Below are 18,283 nucleotides of genomic sequence, written 5' to 3'. Positions count from 1 at the left end.
ACGTTAGATAACCGGACGTTGATAATTTATCTCAGGAATAGGTCTTGAAGAAGCATTGTTATAGAGATGATGTTTTTTTGATTGATTTTAAGTTATAATGATAATTATGACTATTGACAATGAGAGTGATCAAGCGCAAAAGGGCATTTGGTGGATGCCTTGGTATGCACAGGCGATGAAGGACGTGATATGCTGCGATAAGCTAAGGGGAGCTGCTAATAAGCTTTGATCCGTAGATTTCCGAATGGGGGAACCCACCTTAAGATGTCTAGGAAAGTGAACTGTAAGGTTTAATTTTTTAGGTATTTTTGGGTATCTTTACTTGAATAAAATAGGGTAAAAGAAGCGAACGCAGGGAACTGAAACATCTAAGTACCTGTAGGAAAGGACATCAATTGAGACTCCGTTAGTAGTGGCGAGCGAACGCGGACCAGGCCAGTGATAGATATATTTTAAGTAGAAATACCTGGGAAGGTATGCCATAGTAGGTGATAGCCCTGTACACGTAATGGATATATTTATACTTGAGTAGGGCGGGACACGAGGAATCCTGTCTGAATATGGGGCGACCACGCTCCAAGCCTAAGTACTCGTGCATAACCGATAGTGAACTAGTACCGTGAGGGAAAGGCGAAAAGAACCCCTACTAGGGGAGTGAAATAGACCCTGAAACCGAATGCCTACAAACAGTCGAAGGCCGCGAGGCTGACGGCGTACCTTTTGTATAATGGGTCAACGACTTAGTGTGACAAGCGAGCTTAAGCCGATAGGTGTAGGCGTAGCGAAAGCGAGTCTTAATAGGGCGATTAGTTTGTTGCATTAGACCCGAAACCGAGTGATCTATCCATGAGCAGGTTGAAGATTGGGTAACACCAATTGGAGGACCGAACCCGTATCTGTTGCAATAGATTGGGATGACTTGTGGATAGGGGTGAAAGGCCAATCAAACTCGGAGATAGCTGGTTCTCCGCGAAATCTATTTAGGTAGAGCGTTAACTGAATACCCTCGGGGGTAGAGCACTGGATAGGCTATGGGGGCTTACCGCCTTACTGATCCTAGCCAAACTCCGAATACCGAGGAGTAATAGTTGGCAGACACACAGTGGGTGCTAACGTCCATTGTGGAGAGGGAAACAACCCTGACCTCCATCTAAGGTCCCGAAGTCATGGCTAAGTGGGAAAGGAAGTAGAGATCCCAAAACAACCAGGATGTTGGCTTAGAAGCAGCCATCATTTAAAGAAAGCGTAACAGCTCACTGGTCTAGATAAGGTTTTCTGCGCCGAAAATGTAACGGGGCTAAAGCCATGCACCGAAGATGAGGACTTGTTTTATAACGAGTGGTAGCGGAGCGTTCCGTAAGCTGATGAAGGAGGATCTGTGAGGACCTCTGGAGGTATCGGAAGTGAGAATGTTGACATGAGTAACGATAAAGAGGGTGAGAGACCCTCTCGCCGAAAGACCAAGGGTTCCTGCTTAAAGTTAATCTGAGCAGGGTTAGCCGGCCCCTAAGGTGAGGCGGAGACGCGTAGCTGATGGGAACCACATTAATATTTGTGGGCCTGGTGGAAGTGACGGATTAAGTAAGTTGTACATTTTATTGGATTAGATGTGCTTTGAATTAGTTCCAGGAAATAGCTCCACCGTATAGACCGTACCCTAAACCGACACAGGTGGTTAGGTAGAGAATACTAAGGCGCTTGAGAGAACTGCGTTGAAGGAACTCGGCAAATTGCACGCGTAACTTAGGGATAAGCGTGACCTTTATTTGGGCAACCAGATAGAGGTGTCACAAACTAGGGGGTAGCGACTGTTTACCAAAAACACAGGGCTCTGCGAAGTCGTAAGACGAAGTATAGGGCCTGACGCCTGCCCGGTGCTGGAAGGTTAATAGGAGGGGTGAGAGCTCTGAATTGAAGCCCCAGTAAACGGCGGCCGTAACTATAACGGTCCTAAGGTAGCGAAATTCCTTGTCGGGTAAGTTCCGACCTGCACGAATGGCGTAACGACTTCCCCACTGTCTCCAACGCAGACTCAGTGAAATTGAATTCCCCGTGAAGATGCGGGGTTCCTGCGGTTAGACGGAAAGACCCCGTGCACCTTTACTATAGCTTTACATTGGCATTTGTATTGACATGTGTAGGATAGGTGGTAGGCATTGAAGCAGAGGCGCTAGTTTTTGTGGAGCCATCCTTGAAATACCACCCTTATTGATGTGGATGTCTAACCGCGCACCGTTATCCGGTGCCGGGACATTGTATGGTGGGTAGTTTGACTGGGGCGGTCGCCTCCGAAAGAGTAACGGAGGCGCGCGATGGTAGGCTCAGAGCGGTCGGAAATCGCTTGTTGAGTGCAATGGCATAAGCCTGCCTGACTGTGAGACTGACAAGTCGAGCAGAGACGAAAGTCGGTCATAGTGATCCGGTGGTTCCGAGTGGAAGGGCCATCGCTCAACGGATAAAAGGTACGCCGGGGATAACAGGCTGATGACCCCCAAGAGTCCATATCGACGGGGTTGTTTGGCACCTCGATGTCGGCTCATCGCATCCTGGGGCTGGAGAAGGTCCCAAGGGTTTGGCTGTTCGCCAATTAAAGCGGTACGTGAGCTGGGTTCAGAACGTCGTGAGACAGTTCGGTCCCTATCTGCCGTGGGTGTAGGAATATTGACAGGATCTTTCCCTAGTACGAGAGGACCGGGATGGACGTATCTCTGGTGGACCTGTTGTTTTTCCAAGAGCATAGCAGGGTAGCTAAATACGGAAAGGATAACCGCTGAAAGCATCTAAGTGGGAAGCCCACCTGAAAACTAGTATTCCCTATCAGAGCCGTGGTAGACTACCACGTTGATAGGCTGGATGTGGAAGCTGGGTAACCAGTGTAGCTTACCAGTACTAATAGCTCGATTGGCTTGATTGCTCTTATTGTCAATAGTCATATATATAATATATAGTATAAAGATATCCGTTTTTTATAGACTTGGTGGCTTTTGCGGGGTTACTGCACCCGTTCTCATTCCGAACACGGCCGTTAAATGCCCCAGCGCCTATGGTACTTCATCTTAAGATGCGGGAGAGTTGGTCGTTGCCAGGTCTATAAAGCACGGATTTTATTTTATCGCGGGGTGGAGCAGTATGGTAGCTCGTCAGGCTCATAACCTGAAGGTCGTGGGTTCAAATCCTACCCCCGCAACCATATTAATCGTGGGTTTTTTGATAATGATTAAAGATATAAAGGACCGAATAATATCTTCTTTGAAGATATTGCATATATCAGGTGATGAACATAACATTGTTGATATGGGTCGTGTTTCTGATATCTGTATAGTTAAGGATAAGGCCTATCTTTCGATAAGAGTAGATATAGATGAAGCATCAGGATTAGATTCATTACGTTTACGAGCTGAAGAATTAGTTAAAGATGTTCCTGAGATAGGAAGTGCTGTTGTAACTTTGACAGATGATAAGGTATTTAAAGTTTCTTCTAAGAATAGTTTTGTTAAAGGTATTGTAAGTTTTATAGCTGTTGCCTCTGGTAAAGGAGGTGTTGGCAAATCGACGACAGCAGTTAATATAGCGTGTTCTTTGAGTTCTATTGGAAATAGAGTTGCGATTTTGGATGCGGATGTCCATGGTCCTTCGATCCCAAAACTACTAGACATTGATTGTAAAGCAGAAATATTGGGAAAAAATAAACTTAAACCTATCGAAAAATATGGCATTAAAATTATGTCAATAGCTGCTCTAGTCGATAATAAATCTGCTATGATTTGGAGAGGACCTATGGTCCAGTCCGCTGTGATTAATATGTTAAAATATGTTACATGGGGAAATATCGATGTTATGTTAAGTAATTTTGGTATAATTAGATCATAAATACAACAGATCCTCCGGTCATTCCTGCTCCTACAGCTGATAGTAAGATTATCTCACCGCATCGAAATGATCGACGCTTATTCTCTAATGATAATGAAAGGGGGATAGTGGCTGCAGATGAATTTCCAAATTCACTTAGCGAGTTTACAACTGTGTTTTGAGATAGTCCAATTTTTTCATATGTTTTTTGAATAATTCGATTATTAGCTTGATGTGGAATAAAACGGTTAATATCTGTAGCTTTTATTTTAGCTATTTTTAATGCTTCTTGAGCTGATTTTGTCATGATTTTTACAGCACTATAAAAAATATTATTACCTTCAGTAAGATTGATAAAAAAATCATTAATATTTAAGTCTTTTTGATTAGTATATGTTCCAGATGAAGGAACCTTTATCAAATCGTATTTGCTTCCATCTGACATAAGATTTATTCCTATAACTCCTCTTTTATCTTTAGATTCTGACGGTATTAATACAATAGATCCTGCTGCATCTCCAAAAATTATAGCAGTATCTTTATCTGACATGTTAATACGTTTACTTAGAAGATTAGCTGCAATTATTAGAACTGGTTTTTTATTAGATCTTATATAATTATCTGCAAATACAAGTGCATATAGAAAACCTGAGCATGCTCCCGTAAGATCAATAGCCCCAGAATTTAAAAGTCCTAATTTGTGTGTAATTAAAGGTGATGATGGTGGCAATAAGTTATCAGGAGTTGAAGTTGCAAGCAAGGTTAAGGCAATGTCATTTTTATTAATACAAGCCTCTTTTAATGCCATTTCTCCTGCTTTTATTGCAATATCGGTTAGAGTTTCTTCTTTGGTTGCCCAATATCTAGATTTAATGCCTGTCTTTTGTTCTATTGTGCCATATTTTAGATTTAAATGTCTTTCAATTATATAATTATGAATACATTGACTAGGTGTAGAATGTCCGAATCCAATAATACGGCTATAAGTTTTCATTATTTATTTTCCAAAAAATCGGTGTATTCTTTAATTGCTTTATATATATAATCTAGATCATTTGCATTTATACAGTAAGGTGGCATCAAATATACTACATTTCCTAAAGGTCTTATAAGTATATTTCGATCTCGAAAAAAATTTTTTATTTCCAAATTTTTTTCTGCAAAATAACCATTGTTTTTGGTATTTAAATCAAATGCTACAATTGTTCCAATTTGCCTAATATTAGTAATTTTTGGATTTGATTGTAGTGAAAGCAGTTTTTCAGCATGCATTTTTTCTAAGTTGGCTATCCGTTCCATTACCGGTTCTTCCTCCCATATTTTAATATTAGCTAGTGCTGCCATGCAAGCAATGGGATTAGCAGTATACGAGCTTGAATGAAAGAAAGATTTCCTCCTATCAGAAGACACATGCGAGTTAAAAATTTCTTCAGAACAAAGTGTTACTGCTAGCGGTAATGATCCGCCTGTAATTCCTTTTGATAAGCAAAGTATATCAGGAGTAATATCTGCATGATTACAAGCAAAAGGCTTTCCTGTTCTGCCCCATCCTGTCATCACTTCGTCTATAATTAAAAATATCTTATATTTTTTTGTTATACGTATAAATTCCTTTAAGACATAAGGATTATAGATTTTCATTCCACCAGCACCTAGTATAAGCGGTTCTATTAATAAAGCCGCCACTTTTCCCGTACTACAATATTTTTCAAGACAATCGATAGATTTTTGTTCTGAATTGCAATATGGGAATGGAATTGCATTTACATTAAACAATAGAGGTTTATAAGGATCATTAAATGCTCCTCGCATACCAACTGACATTGCTCCTATTGTATCACCATGATAGCTATGTTCCATAACTATAATTTTATTGCGAGATATATTATTATTGTAAAAAAAACCTAGTGCCATTTTTATTGCTACTTCTACTGAAGTGGAGCCGCTATCAGAAAAAAATGCATATTTGAGTCCAGAAGGAGTTATATTAATAAGTGATTTTGCAAGTTGTTCTGCTGGTTCATGTGTATATTCGGCGAAAATTATCTGATCAAAATTTTCAGAAGCAGATCGTATTGCCTTCATAATTTTTGGATGACAATGTCCATGAGTAATTACCCACCAGGAAGAAATAGCGTCTATGACCTTATTATGATCTTCATCAATAAGATAAGATCCTTGTGTTTTAATGATCTTTTTAAAATAATCATAAAAAAAATGTTGTACGAAAGGATGCCATATTGGCGATTTATTTTGTAAATTGCTCATAGAACTTTTCCTGTAATAGTGATTTTGCAAAGTATTTTTGAAAATTTTGGTGAAGTATATCAGGTTCTATGGGTGTAATTTTAGGCAATCTTCCAAGATATTGAACGCGTCCAATATTGGTAATTGTTTTTTCTACTTCAGGCTGTGGATCTCCAATAAAAGCAATGCCAAGAACTTTTATATTACGGTTACGTAAGCTTTCTAAAGAAAGTAGACAATGATTTATTGTTCCAAGTGATGTGCTTGCACATAAGATAGTTGGGAAATTCCAGCGTTTGATTAGATCTATAAATAAATATTTATTTTTGATTGGGACAAGCAATCCACCAGTTCCTTCAATAATAATGTGATGATTTATGATAGGTACATTAATTTTACTAGGATTGATTTCTATCCCATCTATTGCTGCAGATAAATGAGGAGATATAGGTTTTTTTAATTTCCAAGCTTCTGGTATAATATGATGTTTTGGAAGACCTCCAATTCTTTGGACAATTTCGCTATCTGTTTCTTCATCCATTCCTGATTGAATTGGTTTCCAATAATATGCATTCAATGCGTTTGCTAGTGCTGCAGAAAAAATTGTTTTACCAATAGATGTATCTGTTCCAGTTATAACCAAACGCAATTTCATGAATTTTCTTCGGAAATAATTTGAGGAATAATGTCAAAAAGTTTTACAATTTTTAATACGTCTACATTCAGTGTAATACTAATCCTTAATCTTGATTTATTAACAGGAACAGTCGGAGGACGTACTGCTCTTATATCGAATCCTATAGATTGTAGTTTTTTAGAAATTTTTAGAGTAGATATATCATCACCTATAATTATGGGTTGTATATGGGATTTACTTGAAAAACCTAGTTTTTTATTTGCAATTTTATCTGTAGAATCAATAAGTCTTGTCAAAGATTCATTCAAAGTTTGATCTCTTTTGATAATTCTTAAAGCTTCTTGTGTAGCTATTGTTAATAAAGGTGATGGAGATGTTGTATAAATAAATGGTTTTGCATAATTAATTAGATAATCGTACATTATCTTTTTTAATCCTACTAAAGCTCCTGAGGCACCAAGAGCTTTGCTACAAGAATGCATTACTATTAAAGAATCTCTTTCTTTTATGTTATATGTAAGACCTTTACCATTTTGACCGCAAACACCAGTAGCATGAGCTTCATCTACAAACAAAAAACCATGGCAGTCACTAGCAATTTTAACAAGATCATTTAAGGGTGCTATGTCTCCATCCATTGAATAAATACTTTCTATTACAATCCATGGTAAGCCCGTTCCTCCACTTTTACGCCATTTATTAATGGCATCAGCGAAAGCATTTATATCATTATGAGCGACAGAAATTGCTTCTGCTACACCTAATTTTATCCCATCTCTAATACTTGCATGAACCAATTTATCATATACGATAAGATCTTTAGCTTGCGGTAAAGTTGAAAGAACTGCAATATTAGCAGTATATCCGCTCCCAAAATACATCATTTTTTCAAAGCCGAAAAAATCAGCTGCTTCTTCTTCTAATTCTATATGATGTTCATGATTGCCGCGTAGTAATCTTGATCCTCCTGATCCTATAGAGATATTAGAATTAAGATGAGTCGATATCTTTTCTCTTAAAATTGGAGATGATGAAAGCGCAAGATAATCATGAGAAGTAAAGTCAATTCCATTCGTACTATTTAATAATTTGCGGTAACGTCCTTTTAATTTTAATCTTTGTAATTTTTTTTCATAAAAATACATTTTTACATTTTCATGCATTTAAAGCTGGCTTTAATCCAAGACGATTAAAAAGTGAGGAATCTTTATCGTTATTAGGATTTTTAGCAGTCAACAGTTTATCTCCAATAAAAATGGAGTTTGCCCCAGAAAAAAAACAAATAGCCTGGAGTTCATCAGACATAATCAATCGTCCTGCAGCTAAACGTAACCGAGATTTGGGTACTAATATGCGAGCCAATGCGATAATTCGTATATGCTCAATTGTATCAATTTTTTTATTGTATTCTAATTTTGATCCCGGCATTGGAATTAACAAATTGATTGGGATACTTTCTGGTGGGATTGAGAGATTAGCTATTGTTATCAGCATATCAATACGATCATTAATCGTTTCTCCAAGCCCTAATATTCCTCCACAGCATACTTTTATTCCTGATTCGATCACATTATTTAATGTTTTAAGTCTGTCATTAAATGTATGAGATGTAATTACTTTACTATAAAATCTCTCAGATGTATCAATATTATGATTATAGTAATCAAGGCCTGCTTCCGATAATTCTTTAGCTTGTTCAGCAGACAACATGCCAAGCGTCATACATGTTTCTAGACCAAGTGACTTTACCCCTTGTATCATCTTAGAAATAGATTCCATGTCTCTTTTTTTAGGTTCACGCCAAGCAGCTCCCATGCAATATCGAGTAGCTCCACTTTTTTTAGCTAATTTAGCTTCTTTTAAGACTTGATCAACATCCATAAGTTTTGAAGCTTTTAATTTTGATTTGCTATGTATAGATTGATTGCAATAACCACAATCTTCTGGACATCCTCCTGTTTTAATATTTAGTAACTTACTAAGCTGAATTTGGTTAGGATCAAAGTTTTCCCTATGTATAGTATGAGCTTTGAACAATAGATCATTGAAAGGCATTTGATATATTTTAAGAGCTTCTTGATGGGTCCATTTTCTTCTAGTATTAATATATTTTTTTTCTGAAATGGATGTAGATTTTTGCATTTATTCTTCTTTTATATTTTGCGGTAAAAAACATCAGATAAAATAGATTATTATTTCATAAAACCTTATCTGTTACATATTTACTATCAATATTAAGGGACAGTGATCAACATTCAATTTACAGTTATACTTCTATTATAATATAGTATATACTGTCAATTATAAATTTATAATTGTAATGATAATGCTGGATTATATGTATACTAGAACAATTTTTATGAATATATGATGATATCATCATAAAAAATATTCTTTAATTTTGTTATAAAGTTTATTTATTTGATTTTTTGACTAAATTTATTTACAATGTAATATTGAACTAATTTACATTAAGGTTCTAAAAGTGTTCCAGAACCATTCTCTGTAAACATTTCTAAAATAATTGAATGATACTTTTTCCCGTCAAGAATTGCTATCCCTTTAGCTCCTTTTTCAATTGCTTTAATTGAAGTTTCAATTTTAGGTATCATTCCTCCAGATATAGTTCCATCTTCAATAAGATCGCGAGCTTCTTTTATCGATAGCTTTTTTATTAATTGTCCGTTTCTGTCAATAACTCCGGGAACATTTGTAAGGAATATAAGACGTGCTGCATCTAATTTTCCAGCTATAGCTCCAGCAAAAGTATCTGCATTTATATTGTAAGTAGATCCGTCTAATCCAGAAGCAATAGGTGCTATGACTGGTATAATTCTTTCCTTTGACAATAAATCAATAATAGTAGGATCTATTTTTACTATTTCCCCTACAAAACCTAGATCTACTTTTTCTATATTTTTTGATAATGAATTTATTAAATTTTTTTTATATTTATTGGCAAATACCATATTACAATCTTTACCACATAAACCAACAGCTTTAATTCCAGCTTGATTAATCAATGATACTATTTTTTTATTGATTGATCCAGCAAGAACCATTTCTACTACTTCTACTGTTTCTCGATCTGTTATTCGTAGTCCGTTTTCAAATTTGGATTCTATTCCTATTTTTTTAAGCATAGCACCTATTTGCGGTCCTCCACCATGAACAATAATAGGTATAATGTTAGATTTTATTAAGAGGGCTATATCTCTTGTAAAACTTTTGCTTAGATCAGTCCTATCCATAATATATCCGCTATATTTTATAACGACTGTTCTATTTTCATAAAATTTAATAAAAGGTAATGCTTGTCCTAAAATATTTTCTTGAGATTTGCATATATTTTCTGTCATTAATCATATCCTACTAAATAAGAAAAACATTATAGCCATGATTAGGTCTATCTCTAAATAAGATCTTTCAAATATCTATTTTTTATAGTATATAACAAAAATAATTTTGTTCACTAACAATTTATAGCTTCTAAAATGGCTTTTCGTAGTTTGTATATTCCTTCTCCGCATTTAGAAGAGGTGGCTATTATATCTGGATGTGCAGCAGGATGCGAACGCAATACATGTTTTGTTTTATCTATGACATCTTGTAGCATCTGTTTCTTGATTTTATCTATTTTTGTTAGGATAATTTGATAAGAAATGGCATCTTTATTTAATATGGAAAAAACGTCAGCATCTGTTTTTTTTATTCCATGACGACAGTCAATTAACAGATATAAACGTTTTAATGTTGAGCGTTCATGCAAATATCTTGCAACCACATTTCCCCATGCGCTAATATTTTTTTTAGGTGCTTTAGCATGACCATATCCGGGCATATCGACTAAAGCTATTGGAGGAAGATCATCTATTCTTCCGGAGTATCCATCAGGTATGAAAAAATTTATTTCTTGAGTTCTTCCAGGAGACTTAGATGTTCTCGCTAAATTTTTTCTGTTAAGTAGGTTATTTATTAGAGATGATTTTCCAACATTTGAACATCCAGAAAAAGCTACTTCAGGAGGGCCTTCTTCAGGAAATATACTTATTTCTGTAGCTCCTCGTAAAAAAATCCAAGGCGACTTTGTAAAAATGGATTGATTTAACAATAATTGTTTTCCATTTCATAATCTATGAATAATGAAATAATAATATTATTACTTTTTATATACATCATTTATAAAAATATTTTTTAAAAAATTATATAATCTATCAATGATGTCTATTTTTGCACCATACATTTTCATAATAAATGCTTGTTGTATTATGGATATAACGTTACTCCACGACCAATATATAACTAATCCTGCTGGAAAAGACGCTAGGGCGAAAACAAATATTAATGGCATCCAATTTAGGATTATCTCTTGTCCTTTATCATTAGGAGCTGGGCTCATTTTCATTTGAACAAACATTGAAAGGCTCATTATAATTGGCCATATACCTATATGCATAAATCCAGGAGTATCGAATGGCAAAATACCAAATAAATTAAAAATATTTGTTGGGTCAGGCGCCGCTAGATCTTTAATCCACCCAAAGAAAGGAGCATGTCTCATTTCTAAAGAAATAGATATCACCTTATAAATTGCGAAGAACACTGGTATCTGCAATAATATAGGCCAACATCCTGCTAGTGGATTAATCTTATGTGTTTTATACAGTTGCAACATTGCTTTTTGCAATTCTTGAGGCGGTGATTGCTTAAACTTTTCCTTCAATTCTTCTACTTTTGGCTGTATTTTTTTCATGTTAGCTGTAGAAGCGTATTGTTTATTTGCTAACGGGAAAAATATAATTTTAACGAAAACTGTTGTCAGCATAATTGCGATTCCAAAATTGCCTACAAGTTTATTGAAATAACTCATCAGGGCAAACATTGGTTTCGCTATAAAATAAAACCACCCCCAATCAATAAGCATTTCAAAACGCGGAATATCAAACTGTTTTTCATAATAATTAATAGTGGGTACTTCCTTAGCGCCTACAAACAATAAGTATCTTGTTTCACTTGAATTTCCTGGCATCAAAATTTTTTCGTTTGTTTTGAATTCGGCTTGATAGCGTGGATGTAAGTCAGAAATATATTCAAAGTTGCTTTGAAATGATTGATTCTTAGGTGGGACGAAGGCGGATGCCCAATATTTGTCTGCAATCCCCAGCCAACTATCTGACTTATGGTAATTAGAAACAGTAGATTTTTCAACATCAGAATATTTTTTCTCTATTAGAGATTTATCGTCTAAAACAGCTATAAAGCCTTCTTGCAATCCAAAAGAGCTCGTTTCTGTTTGCGTTTTGAAGCGAGTAATTTTCCCGCGAGAAGAAAAACTAATAGGAGTTTTGCCATTATTTACAATCTTATCACTTATTGTAAAAAGGTAGTGTTCATCGAGAGATATAAGCCTTTCAAATAAGAGATTATTATTATTTGTAAAAGTCAATTTTATTGGGGTAGATGGTGTAAGTACCTTACCAGAAGCAAGTTTCCATACTGTATCTGCTTTTGGAAAATCGATATTAGAATTATTGTCAGATATATAATCTAATTCGGCAAAATACGCATTTTTTGAATTAGAAGGGCTTAAAAGGGTTACGATATTACTATTCTGAGAAACATCAACATGATATCTTTTAAGGCTAACATCATCTAACTGTGCCCCTTTTAAGTTAATTGATCCCTCGATAAACTGGCTGTTAATGTTAACCCTTGGAGATATTGATAGAGCCTTCTTTCGATCTTCAATCAATACACTAGGAATAACAGAAAAAGAGGAGTTAATTCTTTTATTTTGTGATGCATCCTTAATTTGACGCATCTCCTCAATACGGGGGTTAACGTATAGAAATTGCCAAATTAACACAATTCCTGCTGACAATGCGATAGCCGCAAGATAATTCCAGTTTCGTTCCATCATGATTTCCTAGTAGAAATGGCTTTGCCCTCTGAATAATATGCTCTCTTCTTGCAATTAATCAGCTTAATGAAATTAACACAAAGGTCTTCAAAAGTTGCAAAAAGTGTATCTCTTCTAGCAATAATAACATAGTCATGCCCAGGCTCCAAAACTTCTCTTGCTCGAAGCCTAACAACTTCTTTAAGCCTTCGGCGCATTCGATTACGCTCAACTGCGCCACCTTGTTTTTTAGTTACTGTAAAACCCACTCTTGATGATAATTTGTAGTCTTTTCTATTAAAAACTTCAACAGAGAAAAAAGGACCTCTTAACAATATCCCATTTTTTGCCATGGAAAATTGTCTTCTATTCTTAAGTCGATCTATATCTATTTCGGACATGAAATCCTTACACTACAATGTATTAGATTGCACAATTAAAGCTTGAAAAACGAATTTTAAGATTGATCGCTGAACTATGAAAACCATATTAAGCAGATAATCGCTTGCGACCTTTTGATCTTCTATTAGCTATAACTTTTCGTCCTCCACGCGTAGCCATTCTACTAAGAAAGCCAAAACGTCTTTTACGGACAATATTAGATGGATTATATGTGCGCTTCATTAATTATCTTCATACCGCAAGCGGCCCTCTTAAATTTCTCACCATGAGATGGACATCTTAGGTAAGAACTTATCTTAAGTCAACTGTTTGCTTTGCTCGCTTTATTTAGGAAATTATTAATCATATAATTATATACAAAGTTAGACTTATGCATGGAGATTTTAGATTAATAGGATTTCATTCCCGAGCTTAGAATATTTTTTTGCTTACTTTTTAAATTTGGCTTTCTTGTGAGAGTTATCTTACGAGATGTCATATTTATATACAAATTTATATACAAAGGTTTAAATATAGATGATTAAAGTAATTTTGCCAGACAAGTCCATAGTCAAATTATTTGACACAGGAGAAATTATTTCTGAATTGGCATTAGATTTTGATCAGATTCAGCCGGCTAGCCTTGATTTGCGCCTTTCTTCCAAGGGTTATCAGGTTCGTGCTGCTTTCCTTCCAAATGATGGATATAATGTATTGGATAAGATAGAGATGTTTGGATTAAATGAGTTCGATCTTTCTGATGGTGTTACATTAAATACAAATTGCATATATATTATCCCATTAATGGAATCTCTGTGTCTCAGAGACGATATTTCAGCTTATGTAAATCCTAAGAGCTCTACTGGAAGAATAGATGTATTTGTCCGCGTTATAGCTGATAAATCTCGGGAATTTGATAGAATACCTGCTGGCTACAAAGGCAATCTTTATTTAGAAGTTTCACCAAGGACTTTCCCTATTATAGTGCGTTCTGGATCCAGATTATCGCAGATTAGGTTTAGACAGGAATGCAATTCTTCTTCCGAAATAGATTTAAAATCATATCATGATCAAGATCCTCTTATTGTAGGTGGTGATTTTAATTTTTCGGATGAGGGAGTATCCTTGTCTCTTGATCTCAGTGATAATACAGGGGATGGCATTATAGGGTACAAAGCTAAACGCCATACTGCCTCTATAGATATAGATGCTAAAGGAAAGTATGATATTGCCGATTTTTGGGAAGTTATTCATTATCATGGTCTTGAGAAAATCCTTATTGACCCAAATGAATTTTATATATTGTCTTCACGAGAGACGGTTCGAATTCCGCCTTCATTTGCAGCTGAGATGATACCATACGATCCGCGAATAGGAGAGTTTAGGTCTCATTATGCTGGTTTTTTTGATTCTGGTTTTGGACATTCTCCCGAATGCTTTGTTACAAAGGCTGTTTTAGAAGTTAGATCTCTTCTATTGCCGTTTATTCTTGAAGATGGGCAGGTTATTGCTCGTCTTAAATATGAATCTATGATGGAAAAACCAGATAGATTATATGGAGATAATTTGGGATCGAATTATCAATATCAAAGGTTAAAATTATCAAAGCATTTTCGTGATAATATTTGATAATTTTTTGATTTTTTATAAATTATAAAATAATTGTAGCTAATAATATTTGTTCATCTTTTTAATATTTCTTATAACTATGTATAGTCATATTTGTCTTGGCATTTTTGTTGTGTTTAAAATAATTTCTTTTTAAGAATATACAAGAATATAGATGGCATCTATATGATTTTATTATCACTATTGCTAATTATTACTAATTATTAGTAGAAATAAAAAAATATGAAATTAAAATTTTTATAATGAGATCAGTTTTGTTAGATGCAATAATTATCTTCAGTTTTATCGGTTTTATTTTCCCATATTTCTTCTTGATAGGTCTAGTTATTTTACAGTTGTGCAGTGAATATATCAAATATTATTGCAATTATGAGCAGATATATCTTTGTTTTTGCCAGAAAATATTTTTAATTGTTTAGTTTTTATGTTACGGAGGTGATATGATAATGATTACGTCCGTTAAGTTATATGCAAGATGGTGTATCTTTGGTTGTTTATGCGATAAATATCGATGTTAAGATAGTTTATTGAATTTTTTATTTTAATTGTTATAATATCACCAAATTATTAGTATTACCTTAGGTATAAGGTTAGTGTATTTATTTTATTTTGGTAATTGTTAACTATTTTCGTATATATTAATTAACTGTTTTGATTGGTAATAAATAATCCTATTAAATGACTCTATTAACATAATTATATGACGCAATATGTTTTCATGATAATTTGAAAAAAGCACTTTATTAAGGCAAGATTGTTCTAGATTACGTAGTTGTAATATATCTAAATACTACGTTCATAGTTTTTATAATTGATTTTGTCCTTTGATTTTAAATGATTGTTTTTCGCTGTTGTGAAAAGGGATATAAAAATGATTCATTTTGCTGATATTGTTCGTGATATAATTCATCCTTTTATACATCGTAGAGCTGGAATTGATATCTCTCTTATTAGCTCATGGAGTGAAATTGTAGGTGAGGATCTTGCTAATAGTTGTAGTCCTGATAAAATAATGTGGCCTAGTGGTAGATGTGCATTATCAAAAGATAGAATTTCTGAAGATATAGGTGGGACATTGGTTGTTGTTTGCAAGGGGGCGCATGCTATTTTTTTAATGCATGATCGATCACAATTGATTAAAAGAGTGAATGATTTCTTTGGTTTTAATGCTATTAACAAAGTAAAAATTATTCAGGGGAATGTGTGCGTTGTAGATAGTAAAAAGAATTCAGATAGTGCTATTCTTGATTTAAAGGAAGATGATAGTAGAACAATTTATAAAATAACTGAAGGCATTGAGAACAGGCCTTTGAAAAATGCTTTGATTAGGTTTGGATTTGCTGTTTTTAGATCTTCATCTCTTTAATTCAGGCATATATTGTTTATTTTCGAGGAGTGAAAATTATTAAAAAATACTTACGTTATATAGGTATATTTTTAAAATGGTAGGAGATGTATATGAGATTCGTCAAAATTAGATACTTTTTAATTGCATCAGTTATACTGTCTTCTTTTTATGGCTATATTCGATCAAAAAAAGACACCTCTGTCTCTTACAATATACCTAATCCTATTAGAGTAGTGAAAGAGGATATATTGTTATCTTCTCTTGGCAAAATGAGTGAAATATCGATAGGCTCAAAAGATGCTCCGGTTACGATAGTTGAATATACATCTATGACATGTTTTCATTGTGCAGATTTTCATAACGGTGTATTTAATAAAATTGAGGAAAAATACATAAAAACTGGCAAAGTTCGTTATATTTTTCGTAGTTTTCCTATTGATAATATTTCTATTGTTGCAACTATATTAGCAAGGTGTGCGGAAATACGTTCTAAAGGTGGCTATGTTGGTTTATTGTCTCTTATGTTTAAAAATCATGAAGATTTTCTAAAATCAAAAAACCTTAATGAAACTTTGTTTCATATCTCTAAATTAGCGGGATTTTCTAAAAATGAATTTGATGCGTGTAAGAAGAACCAAGAGATATTAAATGATGTTATAAAGGTAAAAAAGATAGCTACTGATAAGTTTTTGGTTGACTCTACGCCATCTTTTTTCATTGGTGGTAAACTTTATGTTGGCTCTATGTCAGAAAGTGTATTTTTTAAAATTATTGATAGCATGCTTTAAAATAAATATTAATTACGAAAAGATCTGTGATAGTTCGATATTTAGTGTGTGGTTATTATTTTGTGATAGGTGTGATAGGAACGAAATTATTGGTTTTGTTGTCTCATCTTAAGATGATTGTATTTGTTGGCTAGTTTTGATGTTATTCTTATATCATATCAAATCTTAGTTTGTTTTTGATTGAGCTTCACTATTTTCATCATTTCGATTGTTGGCAACAGTATAGTAAATATTATAAATGCAGATTTTTCTTTTGTTGCGTTTTTTTATATTATCCGCAATTTGAGAGGATTGTGATCAGGAATGTTTAAATGGCTAAAAAAGTGATGATTATAGAGGATAATGAGCTTAATATGAAGCTATTTAGGGATTTGATCGAAGCCTCTGGATACATAGCTATTCAAACTAGGAGTGGGGTAGAGGCTTTGGAAATTATCTCAAAATGCAAGCCAGACCTTATAATAATGGATATACAGTTGCCAGAAATTTCTGGATTAGAGATTACAAAGCAGATTAAATCAGATAAAGATCTTCAAAACATTCCTGTTATAGCAGTTACTGCCTTCGCTATGAAAGGCGATGAGGAGAGAATTCGTAATGTAGGATGTGAGGCGTATATTTCTAAGCCTATTTCTCTTGTCAAATTTATCGAAACTATCAAAACTTATATAGGTGATGCTTAATAGTAATGTTGTATAAATCGCCCCGCTTTTTATCCCATAGTAATCAAAATATATAATTTCCATATCAGTTCTTATTATCCGTTATATGGATATAATTTTTAATGATAAATTATCACATTTCGTTTGTTATTCTTAGTAATAAAACTATAAAATATTTATTTGTTATTCCTTATTGTGTAAGATAATTATCTTATTAAAAAAGTTTTTAATCCAGTAAACTGTATATTAACATTCTTAATAGCCGTTTATTCTCTTTTAAAATTATTATATTATGTTAAATATTTAAGTATAACACTATAAATAAGGTACTAAATTGATATTGGCTGATAAATAATAATTACCTAAAATATAAATTTCTTCATTTTTTGTGATTATATCATTTTAGGATGCTACCACTAGCTTATATATATGGTTTCCAAACATTTATTAAATTTATGAATTAAAAATTACGCATTTTTAAAGATAGCTGTTTTCCTCGCAAACAAGTTTACGACACAGTATAAAAGATACAAACTTAATCTCGCTCTTATTTCTATCTAATCTTGCCTTCTTTAAATTCCACATGTTTTCTTATTGCTGGATCATATTTTTTTTTAATCATCTTGCCTGACATGGTTCGAGAATTCTTTTTCGTTACGTAGAAAGTGCCTGTCCCAGCAGATGAATTAAGTCTAATTTTTATGGTTGCAGCTTTTGCCATTTCTTCATTCCATATTTTGTCTACTCTAGATACAACGATAACCTTATGCCTAAATGACAAGAAGAAATCTGCTATATGACCGATATTTAGTACGTATTGTTTATCATAAAGTCAAGCATAAT

16 protein-coding genes, 1 tRNA gene and 2 rRNA genes are annotated in these 18,283 nt (G+C 33.9%); 8 read left to right on the top strand and 11 right to left on the bottom strand.

Annotated elements, in window-relative coordinates; translation table 11 throughout:
- Positions 1–127: 127 nt before the first annotated feature.
- From LAM_RS00615 to LAM_RS00600, 4 genes are all read left to right on the top strand, one after another.
- Positions 128–2,914: ribosomal RNA gene (locus LAM_RS00615) — 23S ribosomal RNA — on the top strand.
- A 59-nt stretch (positions 2,915–2,973) separates the two neighbouring features.
- Positions 2,974–3,088 (top strand): 5S ribosomal RNA (gene rrf, locus LAM_RS00610).
- A 25-nt stretch (positions 3,089–3,113) separates the two neighbouring features.
- Positions 3,114–3,190, top strand: a tRNA-Met gene (locus LAM_RS00605).
- Positions 3,191–3,213: 23 nt separating this feature from the next.
- Positions 3,214–3,870: a P-loop NTPase gene (locus LAM_RS00600; RefSeq protein WP_023466262.1), complete on the top strand. Its 657-nt coding sequence runs from the start codon at positions 3,214–3,216 to the stop codon at positions 3,868–3,870.
- Here the strand turns inward: LAM_RS00600 and LAM_RS00595 are convergent.
- From LAM_RS00595 to rpmH, 10 genes are all read right to left on the bottom strand, one after another.
- Entirely contained in the window at positions 3,860–4,843 is a 984-nt protein-coding gene (locus tag LAM_RS00595; RefSeq protein ID WP_023466147.1) for a beta-ketoacyl-ACP synthase III, read from the bottom strand. The genes LAM_RS00600 and LAM_RS00595 overlap by 11 nt on opposite strands.
- Entirely contained in the window at positions 4,843–6,117 is a 1,275-nt protein-coding gene (locus tag LAM_RS00590; RefSeq protein WP_007556801.1) for an adenosylmethionine--8-amino-7-oxononanoate transaminase, read from the bottom strand. The genes LAM_RS00595 and LAM_RS00590 overlap by 1 nt, the downstream gene beginning before the upstream one ends.
- Positions 6,098–6,751, bottom strand: coding sequence for a dethiobiotin synthase (bioD, locus tag LAM_RS00585; RefSeq protein ID WP_007556802.1), 654 nt, complete (start codon positions 6,749–6,751; stop codon positions 6,098–6,100). The genes LAM_RS00590 and bioD overlap by 20 nt, the downstream gene beginning before the upstream one ends.
- Entirely contained in the window at positions 6,748–7,896 is a 1,149-nt protein-coding gene (locus LAM_RS00580; protein ID WP_007556803.1) for an 8-amino-7-oxononanoate synthase, read from the bottom strand. The genes bioD and LAM_RS00580 overlap by 4 nt, the downstream gene beginning before the upstream one ends.
- Complete coding sequence (bioB, locus tag LAM_RS00575; protein ID WP_007556804.1) at positions 7,889–8,875, bottom strand: biotin synthase BioB; 987 nt, start codon at positions 8,873–8,875, stop codon at positions 7,889–7,891. The genes LAM_RS00580 and bioB overlap by 8 nt, the downstream gene beginning before the upstream one ends.
- A gap of 329 nt (positions 8,876–9,204) precedes the next feature.
- A complete protein-coding gene (gene argB / locus LAM_RS00570; RefSeq protein ID WP_007556805.1) occupies positions 9,205–10,092 on the bottom strand; it encodes an acetylglutamate kinase in 888 nt (295 codons plus the stop codon).
- Positions 10,093–10,205: 113 nt separating this feature from the next.
- Positions 10,206–10,844: a ribosome biogenesis GTP-binding protein YihA/YsxC gene (yihA, locus tag LAM_RS00565; protein ID WP_007556806.1), complete on the bottom strand. Its 639-nt coding sequence runs from the start codon at positions 10,842–10,844 to the stop codon at positions 10,206–10,208.
- Between the two features lie 48 nt (positions 10,845–10,892).
- Positions 10,893–12,650, bottom strand: a complete 1,758-nt coding sequence (gene yidC, locus LAM_RS00560) for a membrane protein insertase YidC (protein WP_007556807.1) — start codon at positions 12,648–12,650, stop codon at positions 10,893–10,895.
- Complete coding sequence (rnpA, locus tag LAM_RS00555) at positions 12,650–13,033, bottom strand: ribonuclease P protein component (protein ID WP_007556808.1); 384 nt, start codon at positions 13,031–13,033, stop codon at positions 12,650–12,652. The genes yidC and rnpA overlap by 1 nt, the downstream gene beginning before the upstream one ends.
- A gap of 88 nt (positions 13,034–13,121) precedes the next feature.
- The gene (gene rpmH, locus LAM_RS00550; RefSeq protein WP_007556809.1) at positions 13,122–13,256 is read right to left on the bottom strand and encodes a 50S ribosomal protein L34; all 135 of its coding nucleotides are present in this window, start codon (positions 13,254–13,256) and stop codon (positions 13,122–13,124) included.
- Positions 13,257–13,550: 294 nt separating this feature from the next.
- Between rpmH and LAM_RS00545 the strand changes: the two genes are divergently transcribed.
- The 4 genes from LAM_RS00545 to LAM_RS00530 all read left to right on the top strand — a co-directional run bounded on the left by LAM_RS00545 (position 13,551) and on the right by LAM_RS00530 (position 17,461).
- Complete coding sequence (locus LAM_RS00545; protein ID WP_007556810.1) at positions 13,551–14,642, top strand: 2'-deoxycytidine 5'-triphosphate deaminase; 1,092 nt, start codon at positions 13,551–13,553, stop codon at positions 14,640–14,642.
- Between the two features lie 871 nt (positions 14,643–15,513).
- A complete protein-coding gene (locus LAM_RS00540) occupies positions 15,514–16,008 on the top strand; it encodes a DUF721 domain-containing protein (protein WP_007556811.1) in 495 nt (164 codons plus the stop codon).
- 92 nt (positions 16,009–16,100) lie between these two features.
- Positions 16,101–16,778 carry a DsbA family protein gene (locus LAM_RS00535; protein WP_007556812.1) on the top strand — a complete coding sequence of 226 codons (678 nt, stop codon included), beginning with the start codon at positions 16,101–16,103 and terminating at the stop codon, positions 16,776–16,778.
- 311 nt (positions 16,779–17,089) lie between these two features.
- Positions 17,090–17,461, top strand: a complete 372-nt coding sequence (locus LAM_RS00530) for a response regulator (RefSeq protein ID WP_007556813.1) — start codon at positions 17,090–17,092, stop codon at positions 17,459–17,461.
- A 532-nt stretch (positions 17,462–17,993) separates the two neighbouring features.
- Here LAM_RS00530 and rpmG read toward each other — a convergent pair.
- Positions 17,994–18,161 carry a 50S ribosomal protein L33 gene (rpmG, locus tag LAM_RS00525; protein ID WP_007556814.1) on the bottom strand — a complete coding sequence of 56 codons (168 nt, stop codon included), beginning with the start codon at positions 18,159–18,161 and terminating at the stop codon, positions 17,994–17,996.
- Positions 18,162–18,283: the final 122 nt, after the last annotated feature.

This window comes from Candidatus Liberibacter americanus str. Sao Paulo (assembly GCF_000496595.1).
GTDB classification, from domain to species: domain Bacteria; phylum Pseudomonadota; class Alphaproteobacteria; order Rhizobiales; family Rhizobiaceae; genus Liberibacter; species Liberibacter americanus.
This window is presented reverse-complemented; position numbering and strand designations above follow the sequence as displayed.